General features: G+C 69.0%; 18 protein-coding genes, 1 pseudogene and 1 riboswitch. Of the genes and pseudogenes, 18 read left to right on the forward strand and 1 reads right to left on the reverse strand.

Annotated elements, in window-relative coordinates; genetic code table 11:
* From K1Y73_RS00005 to K1Y73_RS00090, 18 genes and pseudogenes are all read left to right on the forward strand, one after another.
* Positions 1 to 890: pseudogene (locus K1Y73_RS00005) on the forward strand (hypothetical protein); the annotation flags it as partial.
* The gene (gene cobA, locus K1Y73_RS00010; RefSeq protein WP_225025851.1) at positions 887 to 1,609 is read left to right on the forward strand and encodes a uroporphyrinogen-III C-methyltransferase; all 723 of its coding nucleotides are present in this window, start codon (positions 887 to 889) and stop codon (positions 1,607 to 1,609) included. The pseudogene K1Y73_RS00005 and the gene cobA, both read left to right, overlap by 4 nt.
* Positions 1,610 to 1,613: 4 nt before the next feature.
* Positions 1,614 to 1,949, forward strand: a complete 336-nt coding sequence (locus K1Y73_RS00015; protein ID WP_225025852.1) for a DUF1636 family protein — start codon at positions 1,614 to 1,616, stop codon at positions 1,947 to 1,949.
* A gap of 58 nt (positions 1,950 to 2,007) precedes the next feature.
* Positions 2,008 to 2,230, forward strand: a riboswitch (cobalamin riboswitch).
* A gap of 33 nt (positions 2,231 to 2,263) precedes the next feature.
* On the forward strand, positions 2,264 to 2,440 hold the full coding sequence (locus K1Y73_RS00020; RefSeq protein ID WP_225025853.1) for a CbtB domain-containing protein: 177 nt from the start codon (positions 2,264 to 2,266) through the stop codon (positions 2,438 to 2,440).
* A 4-nt stretch (positions 2,441 to 2,444) separates the two neighbouring features.
* A complete protein-coding gene (locus K1Y73_RS00025; RefSeq protein WP_225025854.1) occupies positions 2,445 to 3,194 on the forward strand; it encodes a CbtA family protein in 750 nt (249 codons plus the stop codon).
* Positions 3,195 to 3,254: 60 nt separating this feature from the next.
* Positions 3,255 to 4,025 carry a precorrin-6A synthase (deacetylating) gene (cobF, locus tag K1Y73_RS00030; protein ID WP_225025855.1) on the forward strand — a complete coding sequence of 257 codons (771 nt, stop codon included), beginning with the start codon at positions 3,255 to 3,257 and terminating at the stop codon, positions 4,023 to 4,025.
* Between the two features lie 274 nt (positions 4,026 to 4,299).
* Positions 4,300 to 6,648: a molybdopterin-dependent oxidoreductase gene (locus K1Y73_RS00035; RefSeq protein ID WP_225025856.1), complete on the forward strand. Its 2,349-nt coding sequence runs from the start codon at positions 4,300 to 4,302 to the stop codon at positions 6,646 to 6,648.
* Between the two features lie 63 nt (positions 6,649 to 6,711).
* Positions 6,712 to 7,746 (forward strand): AbrB family transcriptional regulator, encoded by a 1,035-nt coding sequence (locus K1Y73_RS00040; protein WP_225025857.1) that lies wholly within the window; start codon positions 6,712 to 6,714, stop codon positions 7,744 to 7,746.
* An 84-nt stretch (positions 7,747 to 7,830) separates the two neighbouring features.
* Positions 7,831 to 8,475: a GntR family transcriptional regulator gene (locus tag K1Y73_RS00045; RefSeq protein ID WP_225025858.1), complete on the forward strand. Its 645-nt coding sequence runs from the start codon at positions 7,831 to 7,833 to the stop codon at positions 8,473 to 8,475.
* Between the two features lie 300 nt (positions 8,476 to 8,775).
* Positions 8,776 to 10,389, forward strand: coding sequence for an ABC transporter substrate-binding protein (locus tag K1Y73_RS00050; RefSeq protein WP_225025859.1), 1,614 nt, complete (start codon positions 8,776 to 8,778; stop codon positions 10,387 to 10,389).
* Positions 10,390 to 10,455: 66 nt separating this feature from the next.
* Positions 10,456 to 11,436, forward strand: a complete 981-nt coding sequence (locus K1Y73_RS00055; protein ID WP_225025860.1) for an ABC transporter permease — start codon at positions 10,456 to 10,458, stop codon at positions 11,434 to 11,436.
* Positions 11,436 to 12,356, forward strand: coding sequence for an ABC transporter permease (locus tag K1Y73_RS00060; RefSeq protein ID WP_225025861.1), 921 nt, complete (start codon positions 11,436 to 11,438; stop codon positions 12,354 to 12,356). The genes K1Y73_RS00055 and K1Y73_RS00060 overlap by 1 nt, the downstream gene beginning before the upstream one ends.
* A complete protein-coding gene (locus tag K1Y73_RS00065; protein ID WP_225025862.1) occupies positions 12,356 to 14,260 on the forward strand; it encodes an ABC transporter ATP-binding protein in 1,905 nt (634 codons plus the stop codon). Before K1Y73_RS00060 ends, K1Y73_RS00065 begins: the two co-directional genes overlap by 1 nt.
* Positions 14,261 to 14,344: 84 nt before the next feature.
* Positions 14,345 to 15,574, forward strand: coding sequence for a cystathionine beta-lyase (gene metC / locus K1Y73_RS00070; RefSeq protein WP_225025863.1), 1,230 nt, complete (start codon positions 14,345 to 14,347; stop codon positions 15,572 to 15,574).
* A gap of 101 nt (positions 15,575 to 15,675) precedes the next feature.
* The gene (locus K1Y73_RS00075) at positions 15,676 to 17,796 is read left to right on the forward strand and encodes a hydantoinase/oxoprolinase family protein (RefSeq protein WP_225025864.1); all 2,121 of its coding nucleotides are present in this window, start codon (positions 15,676 to 15,678) and stop codon (positions 17,794 to 17,796) included.
* Positions 17,793 to 19,445, forward strand: coding sequence for a hydantoinase B/oxoprolinase family protein (locus K1Y73_RS00080; RefSeq protein WP_225025865.1), 1,653 nt, complete (start codon positions 17,793 to 17,795; stop codon positions 19,443 to 19,445). Before K1Y73_RS00075 ends, K1Y73_RS00080 begins: the two co-directional genes overlap by 4 nt.
* Positions 19,446 to 19,452: 7 nt before the next feature.
* Positions 19,453 to 20,889 (forward strand): MmgE/PrpD family protein, encoded by a 1,437-nt coding sequence (locus K1Y73_RS00085; protein WP_225025866.1) that lies wholly within the window; start codon positions 19,453 to 19,455, stop codon positions 20,887 to 20,889.
* Between the two features lie 17 nt (positions 20,890 to 20,906).
* The gene (locus K1Y73_RS00090) at positions 20,907 to 22,262 is read left to right on the forward strand and encodes an MmgE/PrpD family protein (RefSeq protein WP_225025867.1); all 1,356 of its coding nucleotides are present in this window, start codon (positions 20,907 to 20,909) and stop codon (positions 22,260 to 22,262) included.
* 79 nt (positions 22,263 to 22,341) lie between these two features.
* Here the strand turns inward: K1Y73_RS00090 and K1Y73_RS00095 are convergent, their stop codons facing one another.
* Entirely contained in the window at positions 22,342 to 22,944 is a 603-nt protein-coding gene (locus K1Y73_RS00095) for an NIPSNAP family protein (protein WP_225025868.1), read from the reverse strand.
* Positions 22,945 to 22,951: the final 7 nt, after the last annotated feature.

The following is a 22,951-nucleotide window of genomic DNA, read 5'->3' on the forward strand; positions in this document are numbered from 1 at the left end:
CGATGATCACCGAAAATCGCCGCTTCTGGGCCCGGGCCGCGGCCGACACCGACCCTGAGCGCGACGGGGGGCCCGCCGACGGCCAGGCCTCGGCCCTGGGGCTGCTCAGGCCGTCCGGCACGGCCGCGCCTGGGCAGGCGATCCTGGCCGAGGCCGCCCGCTTCGTGGCCGCCCATTGCGACCTGGATGCGATCCGCGCCCTGGCGGCCGCGCGCGCGCTGCCCGGCGCTGTCGCCCCGCCAGTTCCCGCCCCGGGCGAACGCATCGCACTGGCGCGCGATGCGGCGTTTTCCTTCGTCTATCCGCATCTTCTGGCCGATTGGCGCGCCCAGGGCGCGACGATCCTGCCCTTCTCGCCTTTGGCCGACCAGTCCCCCGACCCCAGCGCCACGGTCTGCTGGCTGCCCGGCGGCTACCCCGAACTGCATGCGCCGCGCCTGGCCGCGGCCGAGGCCTTCCGCGACGGGCTGACCGCCTTTGCCCAGACCCGCCCGATCCATGGCGAATGCGGCGGCTACATGGCGCTGGGGGCCGGGCTGGTGGCTGCCGATGGCACCCGCCACCGGATGGCCGGGCTTCTGGGGCTTGAGACCAGCTTCGCCAAGCGGCGGATGCATCTGGGCTATCGGCTTGCCCGGCCCTTGCAGGCGCTGCCCGGCCAGACCGCGCCCGCGCTGCGCGGCCACGAATTCCACTACGCTACGATCCTGGCCCAGCCCGATCCGCCGCTGGCCGAGGTCACCGACGCCACCGGCGCGCCCGTGGCCGAGACCGGATCCTTCCGCGACATGGCGCCCGGCGGCCGCGTCTCGGGCACGTTCTTCCACCTGATCGCCCCAGCCGAAACTTCGTCGGCCGAAGCCTTTCCCGCGCAGGATCCCCAGCCATGACCGGCTTTGTCTTCTTCGTCTCTTCCGGCCCCGGCGACCCCGAATTGCTGACGCTGAAGGCCGCCCGCCTGCTGGCCGAGGCCGATGTGGTGCTGTTCGACGATCTGGCCTCGGGCCCGATCCTGGCCCATGCCGGGCCCGGGGCGGAACTGGTGGCGGTGGGCAAGCGCGCGGGCAAGCCCTCGCCCAAGCAGGACCATGTCAGCCGGCTGCTGGTCGATCACGCCGCCACAGGCGCGCGGGTGGTGCGGCTGAAATCGGGCGATTCCGGCCTGTTCGGGCGGCTGGAGGAAGAAATCCTGGCGCTGCGGGCGGCGGGGATCGGCTATGAGATCGTACCGGGCGTGCCCTCGGCCTGTGCGGCGGCCGCGGCGGCGGGCATTCCGCTGACCCGGCGGCTGACGGCGCGGCGGGTGCAATTCGTGACCGGCGCCGATGTGACCGGCACCCTGCCCGAGGGCCTGAACTGGGCCGCCCTGGCCGATCCGCAGGCCACGACCGTGGTCTTCATGGGTCGGCGCAGCTTTCCCGCCCTGGCCGCAAGACTGCTGGCCGAGGGACTTGCCCCCGACACGCCGGCGCTGCTGGCCGAATCCGTCGGCCATCCCGAGCAGCGGCTGACCCGCAGCACACTTCAGGCCCTGGCCACCACGCTGGCCGATGCCCCCGCCAGCGCGGGCCCGGCGCTGATCCTGTATGGCCCCTTGGCCGAGGGATAGCGCCATGACCCTGACCGTCACGCTGTGCAGCTCTTGTGCCCTGGGCCGCGCGGGCTTTGCGGCGCCCCTGCGCGCGGCGCTGACCGCGGCCCGGATCGAGGCGCAGATCGAAGCGCGGCTGCAGATGGTCGACTGCATGTCGGGCTGCACCCGGCCCTCGACCTGCGCCTTCCGCAGCCCCGGCAAGACCGCCTATCTCTTTGGCGACCTGACCGAAGCCGACCTGCCCGACCTGCTGAATTTCCTGCGCCATTACAGCGCCTCGGCCGATGGCAGCTTCGCCGATGCCCGGGTTCTGGGCGGGCTGCGGCTGAAGGCGCTGGCGCGCATTCCGCCCTGAACGGTCGCAGATCGCGCGGGGGGCGGCGGAATCGCGCTTGACCCGGATGCGGGCATGATGGCAACTGAACGGGCATGGTGTCCGATCAGGCGCAAAGCGCTCGGACTGAAACGGGAATGGGGAAAGGGCGGACCGAATCCGGCGCCCGAAGCCCCAACCGCCCCCGCGACTGTAAGCGGAGAGCGGCTTTCCAACGGCCACTGGCCCCGTCACGGGCTGGGAAGGCGGAAAGCACGCTTCGACCCGCGAGTCAGGAGACCGGCCAGGCATGAAGGCAACAACCGCCGTCGGGTGTGACGGTAAGGAGATGAAAGATGACCAATACCCAGACCGCGCCCCGCGCCTCTGACAAGTCTTCGGCTCTGACCGCCGTGGTCTTCCTGGCCCTGCTGGGCGTGGCGACGCTGTTCGTCGCCGGCCATGCGCAATCGGCGGCGCTGCATGACGCAGCCCATGACGTGCGCCACGCCACCGGCTTCCCCTGCCACTGACGCCATGTTCCGGAAAATGTTGGCCAGCGCGGTGTTCGCTGGCGTTGCGGCGGGGTTGCTTGCGACCCTGCTGCATTTCGTTTTCGTGCAGAAGTCTCTGCTTCTGGCGGAAGAATATGAAAGCGGCGCCGTCAGCCATTTCCAGGGTGCGGCCCCGGCCGGGCATGACCACGGAGCGGCGGCCGAACCGGCCGGGACCGAGGCGCATGATCACGCCGCGCATGATCATGGCGACGCCGAGGCCGAGCCGTCCGATCTGCAGCGCAATGCCCTGACCGGGCTGTTCTCGATCCTGGTCTATACCGGCTATGCGATGGTGCTGGTGGCAGGTTTCGGTCTGGCCATTGCCTATGGGCGGCGGATCGGCGCGCGCGAGGGGCTGCTTTGGGGCCTTGCCGGCTATGCCGCCTTCCAGCTGGCCCCGGCACTGGGGCTTGCGCCGGAACTGCCCGGCACGGCCGCCGCAGACCTTGCCGCGCGGCAGGTCTGGTGGTGGGGCACCGTTCTGGCGACGGGGGCCGGGCTGGCGCTGCTGGCCTATGGGCGCGGCCCGATCTATGTGGTGCTGGCCCTGGTGCTTCTGGCGGCCCCGCATCTGATCGGCGCGCCGCATCTGGACGGCTTCGCGGGCGTGGCCCCGCCGGAACTGGCCGCGACCTTCGCGGCGCGGGTTCTGGGCGTGGGCCTGGCGGTCTGGGCGGTTCTGGGCTGGACGGCCGGAGCGATCTGGTCGAAGGAAACCGCACAGGCCTAGCCGCATGGCCCTTGTCGCCGCGGTTTTGCGCCGCGGCGGCAGCACTTCAAGGATGACCCCGTGATCCAGCTTTCCCTGATCGGCATCGGCACCGGCAATCCCGACCATGTCACCGCGCAGGCCGCCCAGGCCATGGCCGCCGCCGATCTGATCCTGGTGCCCCTGAAGGGCGAGGAGAAGGCCGATCTGGCGGGGCTGCGCCATCAGATCATCGCCCGCTGCGTGACGGGCGCGCAGACCCGGGTTCAGGGCTTCGACCTGCCCGTACGCGACCCGGCGACGCCGGATTACCTGCAGCGCGTCAATGACTGGCACGATGCGATCGCCCTGGCCTGGGAGGCGGCGATCCGCGCCCATCTGGATCAGGGCGGCGGCCCGCGCGTGGCGCTGCTGATCTGGGGCGATCCCTCGCTTTACGACAGCTCGCTGCGCATCACCGAGCGGCTGGCGCGGCAGATGCCTTTGACCCTGACGGTCATCCCCGGCATCACCGCCATTCAGGCGCTGTGCGCCGCCCATGCCATTCCGTTGAACGATCTGGGCGGGCCGGTGCATCTGACCACCGGGCGGCGCCTGCGCGAGGGCGGCTGGCCCGCGGGCGCGGATACGGTCGTCGTGATGCTGGATGCCGGCGGGGCCTTCACCGCGCTGGACCCGGCCGGGATCTCGATCTGGTGGGGCGCCTATCTGGGCATGGCCGAGGAATTGCGGATCGCGGGCCCGCTGGCCGAATGCGCCCCGCGCATCCTGGCCACCCGGGCCAAGGCACGCCAGCAGCATGGCTGGATCATGGATATCTACCTGATGCGGCGCGTGACAGGCGCGGCCTGACCCCGCGCTTTGCCCGGGCACTGCCCCGACCTTTGCCCGACCTGTGCCCAGTCTTTCGGCACATGCTGCAAAACCGGGCCGCTTCACGGCGCAACCGGGCCGGCAGCTGCGGGTTGGGAACACAATGGTTGACCCATTGTAGACAGCTGTATACAAATGCATCCATCATCAGCATGACGCCGCCTCGGCCCGCCTTCTTACGGTCGGCCGGCCCGACCCGCCTGCAGGCAGGCCGGCAGGATGTCTGCGCCCCGCGACAAGGATGGCGTTCAAGATGACCAGGGAAGTTCCGCCCGCCCCCGCCCGCCCGGGCCGCTTTCACAGCAGCCATTGGGGTGCCTTCAGCGCCACAAGCGATGCGGACGGGCTGCGCATCGCGCCCTTGCCGGGCGACCCCGCGCCCTCGGCCCTGCTGCAGAACATCCCGGCCGCGCTGACCCACCCCGCCCGGATCGCCCGGCCGCTGGTGCGGCGCGGCTGGCTGGCCGACGGCCCCGGCCCCGATCCGCGCCGCGGCAGCGACGATTACCTTGCCCTGCCCTGGGACGAGGCGCTTGACCTGGCCGCGGCCGAGTTGAAACGGCTGGGCGCCGGCGCGGACTGGACCGAGGCGGATCTGCCCGGCCGCCATGTCTTTGGCGGGTCGTATGGCTGGTCCTCGGCGGGGCGCTTCCACCATGCGCAAAGCCAGGTCCACCGCTTCCTGAACACCGCCTTCGGCGGCTATGTCGGCTCGGTCGAATCCTATTCCAGCGCCGCGGGATCGGTGATCCTGGACCTGGTCACCGGCAATTGGCGCCGCCTGTCGCGCGAGGGCGGATGGTGGGACCATATCCGCGACCGGACCGAATTGGTGATCGCCTTTGGCGGGCTGCCGCTGAAGAACCTGGCGGTCAGCCCCGGGGGCATCTCGCAGCATGGCGCCGCCGCGGCGATCCGGGCCGCCCGCGCCCGCGGCGCCCGCTTCGTCTCGGTCAGCGCGCTGGCCGATGACATGCCGCCCGAGGCCGCGGCCGATCGGCTGGTGCCGCGCCCGGCCACCGATGTGGCGCTGATGCTGGGCATGGCACACCGGCTGATCGAGACGGGCGCCGTCGACCGCGCCTATCTGGACGCCTTCACCACCGGCTGGCCCGCGCTGGAGGCCTATATCCTGGGGCAAAGCGACGGCCAGCCCAAGACCCCCGCCTGGGCCGAGGCGATTTGCGGCGTCGCGGCCGGGCAGATCGCTGACCTGGCCGATCTGGCCGCGCGCAAGCGCACCATCGTGACCATCGCCTATGGCTTGCAGCGCGCCCAGAATGGCGAGCAGCCGGTCTGGATGGCGCTGGCGCTGGCGTGCATGCTGGGCGGCGGCCAAAGGCCGGGGGCGGGGTTTTCCTATGCGCTCGGCTCGATGGGCAATCACGGCAAGCCGCAGCTGGGCGTGCCGACGCCGACGCTGCCGCAGGGCGTGAACCGCGCCGGCGATTTCATCCCGGTCGCGCGGATCGCCGATCTGCTGCTGCATCCCGGCGCCGCGTACAGCTATCGCGGCACGACCCGGCACTATGGGCAGATCCGCCTGGTCTACTGGGCCGGCGGCAACCCGTTTCACCATCATCAGGATCTGGGCCGGCTGCGCCGGGCCTTCGCGCGGCCCGAGACGATCATCGTGCATGACAGCGTCAGCACCGCCACCACCGCGCATGCCGATATCGTCTTTCCCGCCACCCTGACCGCCGAGCGCGACGATATCGGCGCCAGCGCGGGCGATCCGCTGCTGGTGCCGATGCGCCAGCTGGCCGAACCCTATGCGCAGGCGCGCGACGACTACCGGATCTTCTGCGATCTGGCCGCCCGGCTGGGCTGTCTGGAGCCGTTCTCGGAAGGCCGCAGCGCGCGCGACTGGCTGGATCACCTGTATCAGGACACCAGGGCGGCGTTGCAGGATCAGGGCCTGCCCGCCCCGGATTTCGACCATTTCTTCGACGGCCCGCCGCTGGCGCTGCCGGTCTCGGACGCGCCCGGCATGATGGAGGCCTATCACGCCGACCCCGCCCGCCACCCGCTGGCCACGCCCAGCGGACGGATCGAACTGTCCTCGGCCCGGGTGGCCGCAAGCGGCCTTCCCGCGCATCCGGCCTGGATCCCGCCCGAGGAATGGCTGGGCGCGGCCCTGGCCCGCCGCCATCCGTTCCAGTTGATCGCCAACCAACCCGCCGGACGGCTGCACAGCCAGCTGGATTTCGGGCCGACAAGCCAGGCGACCAAGGTGCAGGGGCGCGAGGTGGTGCGGATGAACCCCGCCGACGCGCTGCGGCTGGGCCTCCGCGACGGCGAGGTGCTGCGGCTGTGGAACGACCAGGGCGCGGCGCTGGCGGTGGCCCGCCCGGACCCGGGCGTCGCGCCTTCGGTGCTGCAGCTGTCGACCGGCGCCTGGTATGCCCCGCGCGAGATTGACGGCCTGGGCATGGTCTGCGTCAACGGCAACCCCAATGCCCTGACCGCCGATCGCCCGGCCTCGGCGCTGAGCCAGGGCTGCGCGGGCCAGCTTTGCCTGGTCTCGGTCGCGCGGCTGACCGGGCCCGATCCGGGCGTGGTGGCGCATGCCGACATTCTGCCGCGCCCGGCCGGGGCCTAGCGCGATGGCCGCCCCTTCGCCGGCCGGCCCGCGACGCGCGGGGCCCGATCCCGGGTCGCTGGCATGAGCGGGCTCGCCGCACTTCCGGCGCTGTACCTGGTGGCGGGCTGCACCGCCTATGTCTTCGCCTGGGCAGGCGTGCCGCTGGCCTGGCTGCTGGGCCCGCTGACCTCGACCGCGGTGCTGACGATGACCGGGCTGAACAGGACCGTGGTCCCGGTGATGACCCGGCCCTTCGGCCAGATCGTCGTGGCAACCTTTGTCGGCGCGCATTTCACCCCCGACGCGCTGCATGCGCTGCTGGCCAGCGCGCCGCTTCTGCTGACCGCGACCTGCGGCGTCCTTGCCGCCGCGGCGCTGGTCGCGCGGTTGCAGATGCGGCTGGGCGGCAGCGACCGGGTGACCGCGCTGCTCGCCTGCGTGCCGACATCTCCGGTCGAGGCGGGGGTGCTGGCCGAAAGGTTCGGCGTCGACCCGGCGCCGGTGATCCTGGCGCAGACGATGCGGATCATCATGGTCGTGTCGCTGGTGCCGGTGCTGCTGCTTCTGGGCGCGGCGCAGGGCAATCTGCCACCGGCCGCCCCGCATCAGGGCGGCGTGGCCGGCATGGCGCTGACCCTGGCCGCCGCGCTGGCGGGGCCTGCCCTGCTGCGCTGGGGCCGGATCAGCAACCCCTTCTTCCTGGGCCCGCTTTTCACCGCGGCGCTGCTGTCGGCGCTGGACCTGCCCAGCTATGACCTGCCCGCGCCACTGCTGTCGGCGGCGCAGATCCTGCTGGGCACCTGGCTGGGCGCCTGCCTGCGCCCCGATCTGCTGCTGCGGCAAAGGCGGCTGATCGCGGCGATGCTGCTGTCCTCGTTCCTGCTGATTGCCAGCTGCGCCCTGGCCGCCTGGGGCCTGAGCGCGCTGTTCGCCGCCCCCTTCCCGACCGTGATGCTGGGAATGGCGCCGGGCGGGGTTACGGAAATGGCGCTGACCGCCGGGCTGCTGGGCCTGGACGTGGCGTTTGTCACCGCGATGCAGATCACCCGGATCTTCCTGATCATGCCCAATCTGGCCCGGCTGGTGCGCCTGACCGCGCGTCGCCTGCACTATTGACGCATGTCCCGGCATTCATCCAACTTGGATGCATCCGAAAACACGTGTACTCCTGACAGGAAATAACATTTCGAGACAGCCCGTATGACCAAAGCACCCAAGACGCGCGACATCAGCCATACCGTCTACGAACAGGTGCGCGACGCCATTCACAATGGCGAGTTTCGGGTCGGCGACCGGGTGACCGAAGTCGCGCTTGCCGAAAAATTCGGCGTTTCGCGCACGCCCATTCGCGATGCCATTTCCAAGCTTGAGGCGGATGGTCTGCTGACCAATGTCCCGCGCCGCGGATTGATCGTCACCGATCTAAGCCATCAGCAGATCGGCGAATTGTACATGATGCGCGAAGTGCTGGAAGGTGCGGCGGCACGGCTGGCGTCTCTGTCGGGCAGCGATGCCGAAATCACCACCCTGCAGGATCTGGTCGGAACCGAAGAGACCTGTATGGACGATGCGGTGAAACTGTCGACGATCAACAAGAAGTTTCATCGCCTGCTCGCCCTGGCGGCGCATAACCGCTATCTGCTCGAGGCGCTGGAACAGCTGTCGATCACCATGTCGCTGCTGCCCAGCCTGCTGGGCGAAGGCGGGCGCGCCCAGAACGCGCATGAGCAGCACCTGCAGATCGTCGACGCGCTGAAGCGGCGCGACCCGGACGCGGCCGAAAAGGCGATCCGCCTGCATATCCGCTCGTCGCATCAGCATCGGCTGCTGCTGGCCTCGGACTGATTCCGTCCAGGCGCCACCGCCCGCTCCCCCTGCGCGCCCTTTGCCATCACCTGCCTGTTCTCTGAGCAGTGGTAACCGCTGCCCGGCCGACCCCGGGCTTGCGAAATGCCGGCTTCTGGCCGGGCATCGTGGAATTAATCAGCTTTTTATCATGCGCTTACAGGGATTTTCCGACTGTTCCAGCCGCCCGGACAGGAAGAAATGTTTTCCAATCAGAACATAAAAAAACACTTGCATACTTAAGCATTCACATGGTCGGATACCCTTAAGAAAAAGCAAAGACGATGACAGGGGAACCCGATGGAACTTGACAGACGGCACTTTCTAAGTGGGCTCGGCATGCTTCTGGGCGCCGGCAGCCTGCTGCGCTCGGCCCCGGCCTATGCGGTCGAATTGGACGGGACATTGATCATTGGCATGTCCACGGAAAGTTCCTCCATGGATCCGCATTGGCATATCCAGACCGCCAATAGCTCGGTCTCGCAGCATCTTTTCGACCGGATCGTCCATATGGACGCCTCGCAGAACGAAGTGCCGGGCCTGGCCGAAAGCTGGCGCAATGTCGATGGCAATACCTGGGAATTCACCCTGCGCGAGGGGGCGACATTCCACAACGGCGATCCGGTGACGGTGGAAGACCTGATCTTCAGCTATGCCCGCGCCAGCGACGTTCCCGGCGCGATCTTCAATCTGCGCGCCTATCTGGGCGACAAGACCTTTGAAAAGGTCGATGACCGCACCCTGCGCGTGATCACCGAACAGCCCAATCCGATCGTGCCGCGCGAACTTGCGACCACGGCGATCATCTCGAAAAAGGTTGGCGAAACCGCCCTGCCCGAGGATTACAATTCCGGCAAGGCCTGCATTGGCTCGGGCCCTTACAAGTTCGTCGAATATGTGCCGGGCCAGGTCATTCAGGTCGAACGGCATGACGGCTATTGGGGCGAAAAGCCGCAATGGAGCCGGGTGGTGTTCCGCCCCATTCCGACCGGCGGCTCGCGGGTTGCCGCGCTGCAATCGGGCGATGTGAATGTCATCGATTCTGTGCCGCCCTCGGATGTCGAACATCTGGAAAAGGACGCCAAGCTGCGCCTCGGCCGCGGCACGGCCAACCGGATGATCTTCCTGTCCTTCGATCAGGGCCGCGACGTGTCGCCCTATGCGACCGCCAAGGATGGCAGCGCGATCCCGAACCCGTTCAAGAACCATCTGGTGCGCGATGCCTTCGATCTGGCCATCGACAAGAAGGCGATCGCCGAGCGCATCCTGTCGGGCAATGGCGCCCCGGCCGAGCAACTGGTTCCCGCCGGCATCTTCGGCCACAATCCCGAGATCGCGCTGCGCGACGCCGATGCGGCCAAGGCCAAGGCGATGCTGGAAGAGGCGGGCTATCCCGACGGGTTCAAGCTGACGCTGCACGGGCCGAATGACCGCTTCATCCGCGACAGCGCGGTGCTGCAGGCGGTGGCGCAGATGCTGGCCCGGATCGGCATCGCGATCGAGGTCGACGCCATGCCCGCGAACATCTTCTACAAGCGCGCGGCCAGCGGCGGCGAGGGCGGCGTGCCCGAATTCAGCTTCTTCCTGGTCGGCTATGGCGCCGCCACGGGCGAGGTTTCGGGCGTGTTGCGCAACCTGATCCACAGCTATGACGATGCGTCGGGCTTCGGGTCGAACAACCGCGGGCGCTATTCCAACCCCGACCTGGACGCGCTGATCGAAGAGGGCATGGCCACCGTCGATGACGCCAAGCGCGAAGAGATCTACCGCAAATGCTGCGCCATGGCGGTGGCGGATCTGGCCGTGATCCCGCTGTATTACCCGATCAGCGTCTGGGGCATGCAAAGCGACATCCAGTTCGAGGGCCGCTCGGACGAGCGCACGCTGGCGATGGATTTCCATCTGGCGGGCTAAGCCGCGCACCTCTTCGGCAGCCGGGCCCCCGGGGCCTGGCTGCCCCCTCCAGCACCGGAGCCCCCCATGTTCGCTTCCATCCTTCAACGGATCGGACAGGCCGTCTTCGTCATGTTCTGCATGACGGTCGTGGTCTTCATCGGCATGAACCTGATCGGCAATCCGATCGACCTGCTGATTTCCCCCAGCGCCACCCCGGCCGAGCGCGCGCGGCTGATCGCCGAATTCGGGCTGGATCAACCGATCTGGGTGCAATACTGGCGCTTTCTGGTCGGGCTGGTCCATCTGGATCTGGGCACCAGCTACATCTTCAACGAACCCGCGCTGCGGGTGATCATGCAGCGCTTTCCGGCCACGATCGAGCTGGCGCTGGCCGCGACCTTCCTGTCGGTGCTGATCGGCGTGCCGCTGGGGCTTTATGCCGGGCTGCGCCCCTATGCGCCGCTGTCGCGCTTCATCATGACCGGCAGCATCCTGGGCTTCTCGCTGCCCACCTTCTGGGTCGGGATGATGTTCATCCTGGTCTTCTCGGTGCAGCTGGGCTGGCTGCCCTCGGGCGGGCGGGGCGACACGGTCACGCTTCTGGGGGTGAAATGGTCCTTCCTGACCTGGGACGGGCTGTCGCACATGCTGCTGCCGGCGCTGAACCTGGCACTGTTCAAGGCCTCGCTGATCCTGCGGCTGACGCGGGCCGGCGTGGCCGAGGTGCTGCCGCAGGATTACGTGCGTCTCGCCCATGCCAAGGGGCTTAGCGCGCGGCGCGTCGTCTTCGTGCATGTGCTGAAGAATGTGATGATCCCGGTCGTCACGGTGGTCGGGCTGGAGTTCGGCTCGGTCATCGCCTTCTCGGTCGTGACCGAGACGATCTTTGCCTGGCCCGGCATGGGCAAGCTGATCATCGATTCGATCAACAACCTCGATCGGCCGATCATCGTGGCCTACCTGATGATCATCGTGCTGCTTTTCGTCACGATCAATCTGGTGGTCGACATCCTGTACACCGTTCTGGACCCGCGGGTTCAGTTCTCGAAAGCGCGGACCCGCTGATGCCATCCGATATCGTCGACCCCTTCGCCCGCGATCCCGAAGCGACGGCACGGCCGCTGCGCGACTTTGCCCGATCCTACCTGCGCTCGCCCAGCGGCGCGGTCGGGCTGGTCTTGCTGGTGCTGATCGTCCTGGCCGCGCTCTGCGCCCCGCTTCTGTCGTTCCAGAACCCCTATGACCTGCTGCAGCTGGACATCATGGATGGCCAGCTGCCGCCGGGCGCCAGTTCGATGGCCGCGGGTTATACCTATCTTCTGGGCACCGACGACCAGGGCCGCGACATGTATTCGGCCATTCTTTACGGGCTGCGCATCTCGCTGGGGGTGGGGGTGATCTCGGCCACCACCGCGGCGGTGATCGGCGCCACGCTGGGCCTGATCGCGGCCTATCGCGGCGGCCGGGTGGAGGCTGCGATCATGCGGCTGGTCGATTTCCAGCTGTCCTTCCCGACGATCCTGATCGCGCTGATGATCCTGGCGGTGCTGGGCAAGGGCATCGGCAATGTGATCCTGGCGCTGGTGCTGGTGGAATGGGCCACCTTCGCCCGCACCGCCCGCGGCGTCGGGCTGGTGGAAAGCCGCAAGGAATATATCGAGGCCAGCCATGTCATGGGCGTGCCGACCTGGCGGATCCTGCTGCAGCATCTGCTGCCCAACTGCATCCCGCCGCTGATCGTGATCGCGACCGTGCAGGTGGCGCGGGCGATCTCGCTGGAGGCGACGCTGTCCTTTCTGGGGGTGGGCGTGCCGATCACCCAGCCCAGCCTGGGGCTGCTGATCTCGAACGGCTATCAATACATGTTCTCGGGCATGTACTGGATGAGCGTCTTTCCTGGCCTGTCGCTGCTGGTGACCATCGTCGCGATCAACCTTGTGGGCGACCGGCTGCGCGATGTGCTGAACCCGCGGAAGGACAGCTGATGCAAGCCGCAGCCCCCCTGTCGCCGCTGGCCGCCGCCGCCACCGCCCCGTCGCACCCGCTTCTGTCGGTGCAGGGCCTGACCACCTCTTTCCTGACCCCGCAGGGCTGGACCCCGGTGCTGCGCAATGTCAGCTTCGACATCCACCCGCGCGAAACCCTGGCCGTCGTGGGCGAAAGCGGATCGGGCAAAAGCGTGACGGCGCTGTCGATCATGCGCCTGCTCAATCCGCGCAGTTCGAAGATCGAGGGCGATATCCGCTTTGACGGCACGGCGCTGACCGGCCTGTCCGATGCCGGCATCCGCCGCCTGCGCGGCGCCGAAATGTCGATGATCTTTCAGGATGCCAGCCTGAACCCGGTCTACACCATCGGCTTCCAGCTGACCGAGATCCTGCGGCTGAAGCGCGGCCTGTCGCGCAGCGATGCCACGCGTGAGGCGATTGCGCTGCTGGAAAAGGTGCGCATTCCGGGGGCGGGGCGGCGGCTGGCCAGCTATCCGCACGAATTGTCGGGCGGGATGCGGCAGCGGGTGGCCATCGCCATGGCGCTGGCCTGCAAGCCGCGGCTGCTGATCGCGGACGAGCCGACAACGGCGCTGGATGTGACGATCCAGGCCCAGATCATCGAGTTGATCAAGCTTCTGCAGGACGAAGAGCATATGTCGGTGATGTTCATCACCCACGATATGGGCGTCGTGGCCGAAGTGGCCGATCGCACCGCGGTGATGTTCCGCGGCGATCTGGTCGAGACCGGCCCCACGGCCGAGATTTTCGCCCGCCCGCGCCAGCCCTATACCAAGGCGCTTCTCGCCTCGATCCCGCGGCTGGGCTCGATGAACGGCACCGATCTGCCGCAGCCCTTCCAGCTGATCGACCACCGCACCGGCGCGCCGGTCGCGGCCGAGCCGCAACCCGAACCGCAACCCGCACGGGCACCCGCCGCGCCCTCATCCGATGCGGCCCCGCTTCTGACGGTCGAGGGCCTGTCGCTGCGCTTTGACATGCGGGGCGGCGCCTTTCACCGGCTGACCGGCCGCGTCCATGCGGTCGAGGATGTGTCCTTCCGCATCGCGCCGGGCGAAACCCTGTCGCTGGTCGGCGAAAGCGGATCGGGCAAAAGCACCACCGCGCGGGCGATCATGGGGCTGAACCGGCTGCAGGGCGGCACGATCCGGCTGGGCGATCTGCAGGCCACCGGCCCCGATGCCGCGCCGCGCGCCATTCTGTGCCGCAGGCAGCAGATGATCTTCCAGGATCCCTTCGCCAGTCTGGATCCGCGTTTCCGCATCGCCGACCTGCTGGCCGAACCGATGCGCGTGCATCTGGATCTGTCCGAGGACGAGATCCGCCGCCGCAGCGCGGGCCTGTTGCGCGATGTCGGGCTGAGCCCCGAGATGATGCAGCGCTATCCGCACCAGTTCTCGGGCGGGCAGCGCCAGCGCATCGCCATCGCCCGCGCCCTGGCGCTGGACCCCCAGCTGGTCGTCGCGGACGAGGCGGTCTCGGCGCTGGACGTGTCGGTCAAGGCCCAGGTGATCAACCTGATGATGGAGATCCAGCGCCGGCGGCAGCTGTCCTATCTGTTCATCAGCCATGACATGGCGGTCGTGGAACGGATCAGCCATCGCGTGGCGGTGATGTATCTGGGCCGCATCGTCGAGATCGGCCCGCGCCGCTCGGTCTTCGAGACGCCCTCGCATCCCTATACGCGCCAGCTGATGGCCGCGGCCCCGGTGCCCGATCCGGCGCGGCGGCATCTGCGGCGCGGGCTGGAGGTGGACGAGATCCGCACCCCGATCCGCCCGCCCGATTACCGGCCCGCGCCCACGCGGATGATCGAGGTCGGGCCCGGGCATTTCGTCCTGGACCTGCCCGATCACCTGCCGACCGCGCTGCAGACCTGACGCCCCGCCCGACCCGCCGGCGCCGGGGCGATCCCGCCCGCGCCTGATGCCCCGCTTCGGGCCCATCCAGACAGAAGATCGCCGATGCCCCCAACCCCCTTCCCTTCCCTTGATGTCACCGCCGCCGCCGCGCCCCGGGCCGCGCCCCTGCCGGACACGGCCCCCGCCCAGGTCCAGACCGCGCTTTGCCATGCCGGGCGCCACCCGCAGGCCCATAGCGGCGCGGTGAATGTGCCGGTCTTCCACGCCTCGACGATCCTGTTTCCCACGCTTGAGGCGCTGGATGCCAAGGCCAGCGCGCCGGTCCGCTATGGCCGGCGCGGCACGCCCACCACCCAGGCCCTGGAAGAGGCGGTCTCGGCGCTGGAAGGCGCGGTGGGCACGGTGCTGACGCCCTCGGGCGCGATGGCGATCACCGTCACGCTGCTGGCGCATGCCCGACCCGGGGCGCATTACCTGATCCCCGACAATGTCTATGGCCCCTGCCGGCACGCCTATACCGAATTGCTGCAGCCGATGGGCATCGACTGCACCTTCTACGATCCGCAGATCGGCGCCGGCATCGCCCGGCTGGTGCGGCCGGAGACCGTGCTGATCTGGATCGAGCCGCCGGGCTCGCAGACCTTCGAGATGCCGGATATCCGCGCCATCGTCGATGTGGCCCGCGCCCATGGCATTCCCACGGCCTTGGACAATACCTGGTCGGGCGGGCTGTTCCTGCAGCCCCTGGCGATGGGGGTGACCTATTCGGTCCAGGCGGGCACGAAATATCTGTGCGGCCATTCCGATGTGATGTCGGGCACCATCGCCTGCGCCCCCGGCGCGCATGAGCGGATGAAGACCTATGCCGCGCGGCTGGGCGTCTGCGTCGGGCCCGACGATGCCTATCTGGTCCTGCGCGGGATGCGCACGCTGATCATGCGCATGCGCCAGCACCATGCCGCCGGGCTGCAGGTTGCCGCCTGGCTGCAGACCCGGCCCGAAGTGCTGCGGGTGATGCATCCCGGCCTGGCCTCTGACCCCGGCCACGCGCTGTGGCGGCGCGATTTCACCGGCGCCTCGGGCCTGTTCGGCTTTGTGCTGAAGCCGGTCGCCCGCCCGGCGCTGGCGCGGATGATGGACGGACTGCGCTATTACGGCATGGGGTCAAGCTGGGGCGGCTTTGAAAGCCTGCTGATCCCGACCGAGCCGGCCAAGCTGCGCAGCAGCACCGAATGGGCCCCCGGTGGCCAGTCGATGCGGATCCATGTCGGGCTGGAAGACCCCGAGGATCTGATCCGCGATCTCGAGGCCGGCCTGGCCCGGCTGAACTGACCGGCTGAACTGATCGGCCGGGCGGACCGGCGCGCCGCGACCGCCCCCCTTGTTCCGCACCCGGCCAGACCCGGGCCGCGACTTCTTGAAAGGACCGAAACGTGACCGACAGACCTGCACGCCTTGCCGTCGATATCGGCGGAACCTTCACCGATATCGTGCTTGAAACCGCCCCGGGCAGCTTCCTGTCGGGCAAATACCTGACCACCCATGCCGATCCCGAACGCGCGGTGCTGGAAGGCACCCGCGACCTGATCGCGAAAAGCGGCATCGGCCCCGAGCGGATCGGGCTGGTGGTGCATGGCACCACGCTGGCCACCAATGCGCTGATCGAACGCAAGGGCGCGAAAGTGGCGCTGATCACCACCCGCGGCTTCCGCGATTCGCTTGAAATGGCCTATGAGCATCGCTTCGAGGTCTCGGACCTGTATATGGAACGCCCCGCGCCGCTGGTGCCGCGCTGGCTGCGGCTTGAGGTGGATGAACGGCTGGCCGCCGATGGTGCGGTGCTGCGGCCCTTCGATGCCGAAAGCCTGATGGCGGTGATCCCGACGCTGCGCGACGAGGCGGTCGAGGCGGTCGCGGTCTGCTTCCTGCATTCCTATGTGAACGGCGCCCATGAACGGCTGGCGGCCGAGATCCTGCGCCGCGAACTGCCCGGGGTGCGGATCACCCTCTCGCATGAAATCTGCCCCGAGATCCGCGAATATGAACGCGGCTCGACCACCTGTGCCAATGCCTATGTGCAGCCGGTGATGGAAAGCTATCTGCGGCGGCTGAAGCAGGGCATCGCCGATCTGGGCATTCCGGGCGAGATCATGCTGATGATGTCCTCGGGCGGGCTGTGCAGCCTGGATATCGCCTGCGCCCAGCCGATCAAGCTGGTGGAATCCGGCCCGGCGGGCGGGGCGGTTCTGGCCGCCAGCATCGCCGAAGAGCTGAAGATCGAGAAGGCGATCGCCTTCGACATGGGCGGCACCACGGCAAAGCTGGTGCTGATCGACGACGCCACCCCGCAGCAAAGCCGCAATCTGGAAGTCGCCCGCGCCTACCGCTTCCTGCGCGGCTCGGGCATGCCCCTGCGCGTGCCGGTCATCGACCTGGTCGAGATCGGCGCGGGCGGCGGGTCGCTGGCCTCGGTCGATACGCTGGGCCGGGTGGCGGTGGGGCCGGAAAGCGCCGGGTCCGAACCGGGGCCTGCGGCCTATGCCCGGGGCGGCACCCGCCCGGCGGTGACCGATGCCGACCTGATCCTGGGCAAGATCGACCCGGTGGGCTTTGCCGGCGGCTCGATCACGCTGGATCTGGCGCTGTCGGCCCGGGCGCTTGACGCGCATGTCGGCCTTCCCGCCGGCATGGACACCCGCACCGCGGCCATCGCCGTGGTCGAGGCGGTGGACGAGAACATGGCCAATGCCGCCCGCGTCCATGCCACCGACAATGGCGCCCAGCTGGAAGGCCGCACGATGATCGCCTTCGGCGGCGCGGCACCCATGCATGCGGCGCGGATCGCGCAGAAACTGTCGATCTCGCGGATCATCGTGCCGAAGGGCGCGGGTGTAGGCTCGGCCCATGGCTTCCTGCTGGCGCCGGTTTCCTATGAAGCGGTGCGCACCCGGCTGATCCCGCTGGATCTGCTGGACGCCGCACAGATGGAAACGATCGTCGCGGCGATGCGCGCCGAGGCCAAGGCCGTGGTCGATCTGGGCCTGCCCCAGGGGGCGGCGCTGAGCGAGATCGTCTCGGTCTACATGCGCTATCGCGGCCAGGGCCATGAGATCATGGTGACCCTGGACCGGATGCCGCCGGCCGAAGCGCTGCAGGCAAAGCTGCTGGCGCTGTTCGAAGCCGAATACCGCCGGCATTTCGGTCGGGTGATCCCGGGCATGGATATCGAATGCCTGACCTGGAAACTCGCGCTGTCCGGCCCGCGCAATGGCGGCGCCCCGGCGGCCGCCGGCTCGGTTCTGGCCGGCAGCGCCACACCGAAGCCGCGCAAGACCCAGACCCTGGTCGACCTGCAATCGATGACCGACGCCCCCGCCCATGTCTACCAGCGCGGCGATCTGGGCGCGGGGGCGGTGATCCGCGGCCCCGCCATCATCACCGAAGACGAAACCAACACGATGATCCCCCAGGGCTTCACCGCCCATCTGACCCCTGCCGGCCATCTGGTGCTGGATGCGGTGGGGGCCCAGGCCAGCCAAGGAGAAGCCGCATGAGCCCGCGCATCGACCAGATCCAGCTGCAGATGATCTGGAGCCGCCTGATCTCGGCGGTCGAGGAACAGGCGCGCAGCCTGATCCGCGCCGGGTTTTCCACCTCGACCCGCGAGGCGGGCGATGTCTCGGCCGGGGTGTTCAACACCCGCGGCGAGATGATCGCCCAGGCGGTGACCGGCACGCCCGGCCATATCAACTCGATGGCGCGCTCGGTGAAGCATTTCCTTGAGGTCTTCCCGGTCGCCACCGCGCAAGAAGGCGATGTCTACATCACCAACGATCCCTGGAAGGCCACCGGCCATCTGTCGGACCTGTCGGTCGTCACGCCGATCTTCAAGGCCGGCCGGCTGGTCGCGCTGTTCGCCTGCACCACCCATGTCGTCGATATCGGCGGCAACGGGCCTTCGCCGGAATCGCGCGATGTCTATGGCGAGGGTCTGTTCATCCCGATCATGAAGATCGCCGAGCGGGGCGTGATGAACGAAAGCCTGCTGCAGATCGTGCGGGCCAATGTGAAAGAGCCGGTCCAGGTCGAGGGCGACATCTTCGCGCTGGTGGCCTGCAACGAAGTGGGCGGCAAGCGGCTTTTGACCATCATGGACGAATGCGGCCTGACCGAGATCGACACGGTCGGCGACGAGATCTTCGCCCGCTCGCGCAAGGCGATGATGGACGAGATCGCCAAGCTGCCGCGCGGCACCTGGCACAACAAGATGACGATCGACGGCTTCGAGGCGCCGATCGACCTGTGCGCCGCGGTGACCGTCGACGAGACCGGCGTCCATATCGACATGACCGGCACCTCGGAACCCTCGCGCTACGGGATCAACTGCCCGATGTGCTATACCGAGGCCTATGCCTCGTTCGGGGTGAAATGCCTGGTGGCGCCGCATCTGCCCAACAATGCCGCGACCATGGCCTGCATCACCGTCTCGGCGCCCGAGAACTGCATCGCCAATGCGCAGTTTCCCCGCCCGGTCGTCGCCCGCTCGACCATCGGGATGTTCCTGCCCGATCTGGTCTTCGGCTGCTTCGAACAGGCGCTGGAAAACCGCGTGCCGGCCGAAAGCACCGGGACCCTGTGGAATATCCGCCTGGGCCAGCAGCCCGAAGCGGGGCAGCCCGGCTTCATGGTCACCACCTTCCACAGCGGCGGCACCGGCGCGCGGCCAGCGCTGGACGGGCTGTCGGCCACGCCCTTCCCCTCGGGCATCCGCAATGTTCCGGTCGAGGTGACCGAGGCGATCACCTCGCTGGTGATCTGGCGCAAGGAATTCCGGCCCGATTCGGGCGGGGCGGGCCAGCAGCGCGGCGGGCTGGGCCAGACGATGGAAATCGGCAACCGCGCCGATCTGCCCTTGAACTTCTATGCCCGCTACGAACGGGTCGAGAACCCGGCCAAGGGCCGGCAGGGCGGCAGCCCCGGCCATCCCGGCCGGGTCAGCCTGGGCTCGGGCGGCAAGCTGCGCGCCAAGGGGCTGCAGACCATTCCGGTGGGCGATACGGTGGTGATCGAGATGCCGGGCGGCGGTGGCTATGGCGATCCGCGCGCCCGCTCGGCCGAGGCCTTGGCGCATGATCTGCGCTGCGGCTATGTCACCGAGGCGGGCGCCGCGGACAGCTATGGCCGCCCGGCCGACAAGCGCTGAGCCCGGCATGGCCACGCCCGGCTTTCCGCTGACCCGCGATCTGGCCGCGGCCCTGGCAGGCTTGCGGCCCGGGGATCTGGGCGCCGCCGCCACGCAGCGGGCGCAGATCGCCTTTCTCGACACGCTGGCCGTGATCGCGGCCGGCCTGTCCGAACCGGCGGTCGCGGCGCTGGCGCGGACGCTGGGGGCCGACGGCGGCGCGGGGCCCGCGCATCTGTCGGCGCGCGACCGGGCGCTGGTTCTGGGCACGGCCGCCCATGCGCTGGATCTGGACGACGTGGCATTCGGCGGCCATGTCAGCGCGGTTCTGGTGCCGGCGATCCTGGCGCTGCTGCCGGCGCTGCCGCAGCCGGTCGAGGGGCGGCGGGTCCTGCTGGCCTATGCGGCGGGCTATGAGGCCTGGGCCGAGGTCTCGAGCCGCGAAACCACCCTGTACCACGCCAAGGGCGCGCATCCGACCGGGCTGCTGGGCCCGATCGGCGCGGCGGCGGCGGCGGCGCAGCTGTGGCAGCTGACCGCCGGCCAGACCGCGCAGGCCCTGGGCATTGCCGCCTCGCTGGGGGCCGGGCTGACGGTGAATTTCGGCACGATGACCAAACCCTTCCATGCCGGCCGCGCCGCCGAGGCCGGGGTTTTCGCGGCCGATCTGGCCCGCCACGGCCTGACCGCGGCGTCCGACGCGCTTGAGGCCTGGAACGGCTTTCTGCAGGTGCATTCGCCGCAGGGCGCGGTCGATCTGACCCGGCCGCTGGGGCTGGCGGGCGGCGCGCTGCGGCTGGCGGGCATCGCCCCCAGCGTCAAGCGCTTTCCGGTCTGCTATGCCGCCCATCGCGCGATCGACGCGGCGCTGGCGCTGCACGCGGCGGGCGGCTTCGATCCCGACGCGCTGTCGCGGATCGAGATCCTGATCAGCCCCCGCCATTCCGCCACCCTGCGCTATGACGCGCCGCAGACCGTGGCCGAGGCGCGCTTCAGCCTGGAATTCGCGGTCTGCACGGCGCTGCTGACCGGGCAGGTCGGGCTGGCCCAGCTGCAGGCCGGCTGGCTGGCGGATCCGCAGCTGCGCCGCCTGATGGCGCGCTGTGCCCGCCGTCTGTCGGACAGCGCCGATCCGGTGCTGGAAGGCTTCGCGGCCTTTGATCAGGTCACGCTGCACCGCGACGGCGCGGCGCCGCTGCCCAGCCCCGAAGTGGCCCGGGCGCTGGGGCATGCCGACCTGCCGCTTAACCCCGACCAGATCGCGGCGAAACTGGCCGATTGCCTGGCACAGGCCGGCGGTCTGCCCCCGGCCTCCCAGGTCAGCGCCGCCGTGGCCCGGCTTGCCGACCCTTCCGGCACAGCCGAGGCGCTGGCCCAGGTGGCGGCCGCATTTCTGGCCCTGGGCCTGCCCGCGGCCCCCTGCCCTTCAACAGCCGGCGCTGCGGCGCACGGCCCTTCCCGATAGACGCGAAAGGACCCCCCATGTCACGCACCCGAGAGCTGGTCGAATTCGTCCTCGACACCGGCTATGACCAGCTCGACCCCGCGGTCGTCCATCTGGCCAAGACCCATTTCCTGGATTGCGTCGGATCGGCCCTGGCCGAAGCCGCGCATCCCCGTTCGCAGATCGTGCAGCGCTATCTGGCGCGGATCGGCGCCGAGGGCCCCTGCCGCGTCATCGGCTACGGCCGGCGCGCCACGATCGACAATGCCGCCTTCGCCAATGGCATCCTGGCCCATACGATCAGCTTCGACGACAGCGGCCCCTCGCACCCTTCCGTCACCATCGTGCCGCCGCTGCTGGCCATGGGCGAGATGTACCATCTGGACGGCAAGGCGATTCTGACCGCGCAGGTTCTGGCCTATGACGTGTTCCAGCGGCTGAACGCCGTGACCGAGGACGCCTGGGAGATGCGCAAGCGCGGCTGGCACCCGACCGGGTTCTTCGGCGCGGTGACCTCGGCCATCCTGTCGGCCAAGCTGATGAAGCTGTCGCTGGAGGACAGCGTCAACGCCATCGCGATCGCCGCCACCATGGGCGGCGGGCTAAGCCAGAACATCGGCAGCATGGGCATGGGCCTGCATGCCGGCAATGCCAGCCGCAACGGCATCATGGCGGCGCATCTGTCGCAGGAAGGCTTCCGCGCCGATGCCGACCCGCTTGAGGGCCGTTTCGGGCTGATGGATGCGCTGTGCGGCCCGGGCAGCTATGAAACCCATGCCCTGACCGAAGGCCTGGGCGCGCCGTTCCGGCTTCTGGATCCGGGCATCACCATCAAGCCCTATCCGAATTGCTGGGCGCATCACAAAGTGCTGGATTCGGTCCTGCACCTGCAGCAGACCCATGCGCTGACCCCCGACCAGATCGCCCGGGTCGAGGTGGATCTGCAGGCCGACAAGCCGACCTACCGCTATCTTGCCCCGAAGACCGATCTCGAGGCGCGCTACAGCCTGGGCTACGGCATCGCGCTGTGCCTGCTGGACGGGGCGCTGGGAATCGACCAGTTCGCCGATGACCGGATCCAGGATCCGCGCACCCTCGAGATGATGGGCCGGATCCATCACACGCCGCAGCCGGCCGGCGCGGCGCAGAACGAGGTGGTCCTGGTGCTGACCGATGGCCGGCGCCTGTCGCATCGGGTGGTGCATTCCAAGGGCCATCCGCGCTTCAACCCGATGTCCGAAGCCGAGGTGCAGGCCAAATTCGCCGGTTGCGCCGGCCGGCTGCTGCCCGAGGATCAGGTCGCCCGCGCGGCGGGGCTGATCAACGCGCTGGAAGAGGTGGACGATCTGGCCCGGGTGATGGACGCGCTGATCGCGCCCGCCGCGGCGGGCTGATCGCGCAGGCGCAACCGCAGTCCCGGCCGGCCCGGGTCTGCGGTCTATCTATTGCGAAAGCCCGGCGGGAGAAGCGGCGCTAGGTCAGCGGCGATCCGGGCAGGGGCGTCAGGATCATCGTCTGCATCGGCGGCGGCGGGGCGCCCGGAAAGGCGCCGGGCGGCCAGGCCCCATCCGCCTGCGCCCGGGCGCGGATGGCCTGGCGGGCCGCAAGGCTTTCATAGGCCCAGAGATGGGCGAAGCGCGGCGTCCCCTCGACCGAGACGCCGGCCATGATCACCGGCGAATAGCGGGCGCGCCGCGGCAGCTTCTGCTGCCAGGCGGCATCGAGAACCGGGAAACTGCCGGGCCTGACCCCGTAGATGCGCAGCTCGTAACAGGGCCCGTGCCGGCCCGACAGGATCGGCGCGAACCAGTCGGGCAGGGCATAGGCCTCGGTCCGGTAGCCGCGCAGCAGGCCCGCCAGACCGAACGGATCGTCGGACCAGGCCAGATCCGCGCGCGCCGCGCCCAGTTCGGCCGCGCTGTCATGGGCCCGGGCCAGAACCAGATGGTTCAGCTGCCCGATCTCGACCGACCAGCAGCCAAGGATGCGGCCGGGCGCCGTTTCTTCCAGCAGCCGGCCCGCCGCCACAGGGTGATCGCGGGCCGGAATGTCGATGAAGGCGAAGTCGATCAGCATGGTCGGG

It is taken from the genome of Xinfangfangia pollutisoli (genome assembly GCF_020179405.1).
Lineage (GTDB): Bacteria > Pseudomonadota > Alphaproteobacteria > Rhodobacterales > Rhodobacteraceae > Pseudogemmobacter > Pseudogemmobacter pollutisoli.

Bases quoted from the DNA above. Each gene is read 5' to 3' on its own strand.
- K1Y73_RS00080 (WP_225025865.1), top strand. From the start codon at position 17,793: ATGAGCCCGCGCATCGACCAGATCCAGCTGCAGATGATCTGGAGCCGC.
- K1Y73_RS00020 (WP_225025853.1), top strand. From the start codon at position 2,264: ATGACCAATACCCAGACCGCGCCCCGCGCCTCTGACAAGTCTTCGGCT.
- K1Y73_RS00085 (WP_225025866.1), top strand. From the start codon at position 19,453: ATGGCCACGCCCGGCTTTCCGCTGACCCGCGATCTGGCCGCGGCCCTG.
- K1Y73_RS00025 (WP_225025854.1), top strand. From the start codon at position 2,445: ATGTTCCGGAAAATGTTGGCCAGCGCGGTGTTCGCTGGCGTTGCGGCG.
- K1Y73_RS00015 (WP_225025852.1), top strand. From the start codon at position 1,614: ATGACCCTGACCGTCACGCTGTGCAGCTCTTGTGCCCTGGGCCGCGCG.
- K1Y73_RS00095 (WP_225025868.1), bottom strand. From the start codon at position 22,944: ATGCTGATCGACTTCGCCTTCATCGACATTCCGGCCCGCGATCACCCT.
- K1Y73_RS00065 (WP_225025862.1), top strand. From the start codon at position 12,356: ATGCAAGCCGCAGCCCCCCTGTCGCCGCTGGCCGCCGCCGCCACCGCC.
- K1Y73_RS00060 (WP_225025861.1), top strand. From the start codon at position 11,436: ATGCCATCCGATATCGTCGACCCCTTCGCCCGCGATCCCGAAGCGACG.
- K1Y73_RS00035 (WP_225025856.1), top strand. From the start codon at position 4,300: ATGACCAGGGAAGTTCCGCCCGCCCCCGCCCGCCCGGGCCGCTTTCAC.
- metC (WP_225025863.1), top strand. From the start codon at position 14,345: ATGCCCCCAACCCCCTTCCCTTCCCTTGATGTCACCGCCGCCGCCGCG.
- K1Y73_RS00090 (WP_225025867.1), top strand. From the start codon at position 20,907: ATGTCACGCACCCGAGAGCTGGTCGAATTCGTCCTCGACACCGGCTAT.
- K1Y73_RS00050 (WP_225025859.1), top strand. From the start codon at position 8,776: ATGGAACTTGACAGACGGCACTTTCTAAGTGGGCTCGGCATGCTTCTG.
- K1Y73_RS00045 (WP_225025858.1), top strand. From the start codon at position 7,831: ATGACCAAAGCACCCAAGACGCGCGACATCAGCCATACCGTCTACGAA.
- cobA (WP_225025851.1), top strand. From the start codon at position 887: ATGACCGGCTTTGTCTTCTTCGTCTCTTCCGGCCCCGGCGACCCCGAA.
- K1Y73_RS00040 (WP_225025857.1), top strand. From the start codon at position 6,712: ATGAGCGGGCTCGCCGCACTTCCGGCGCTGTACCTGGTGGCGGGCTGC.
- K1Y73_RS00055 (WP_225025860.1), top strand. From the start codon at position 10,456: ATGTTCGCTTCCATCCTTCAACGGATCGGACAGGCCGTCTTCGTCATG.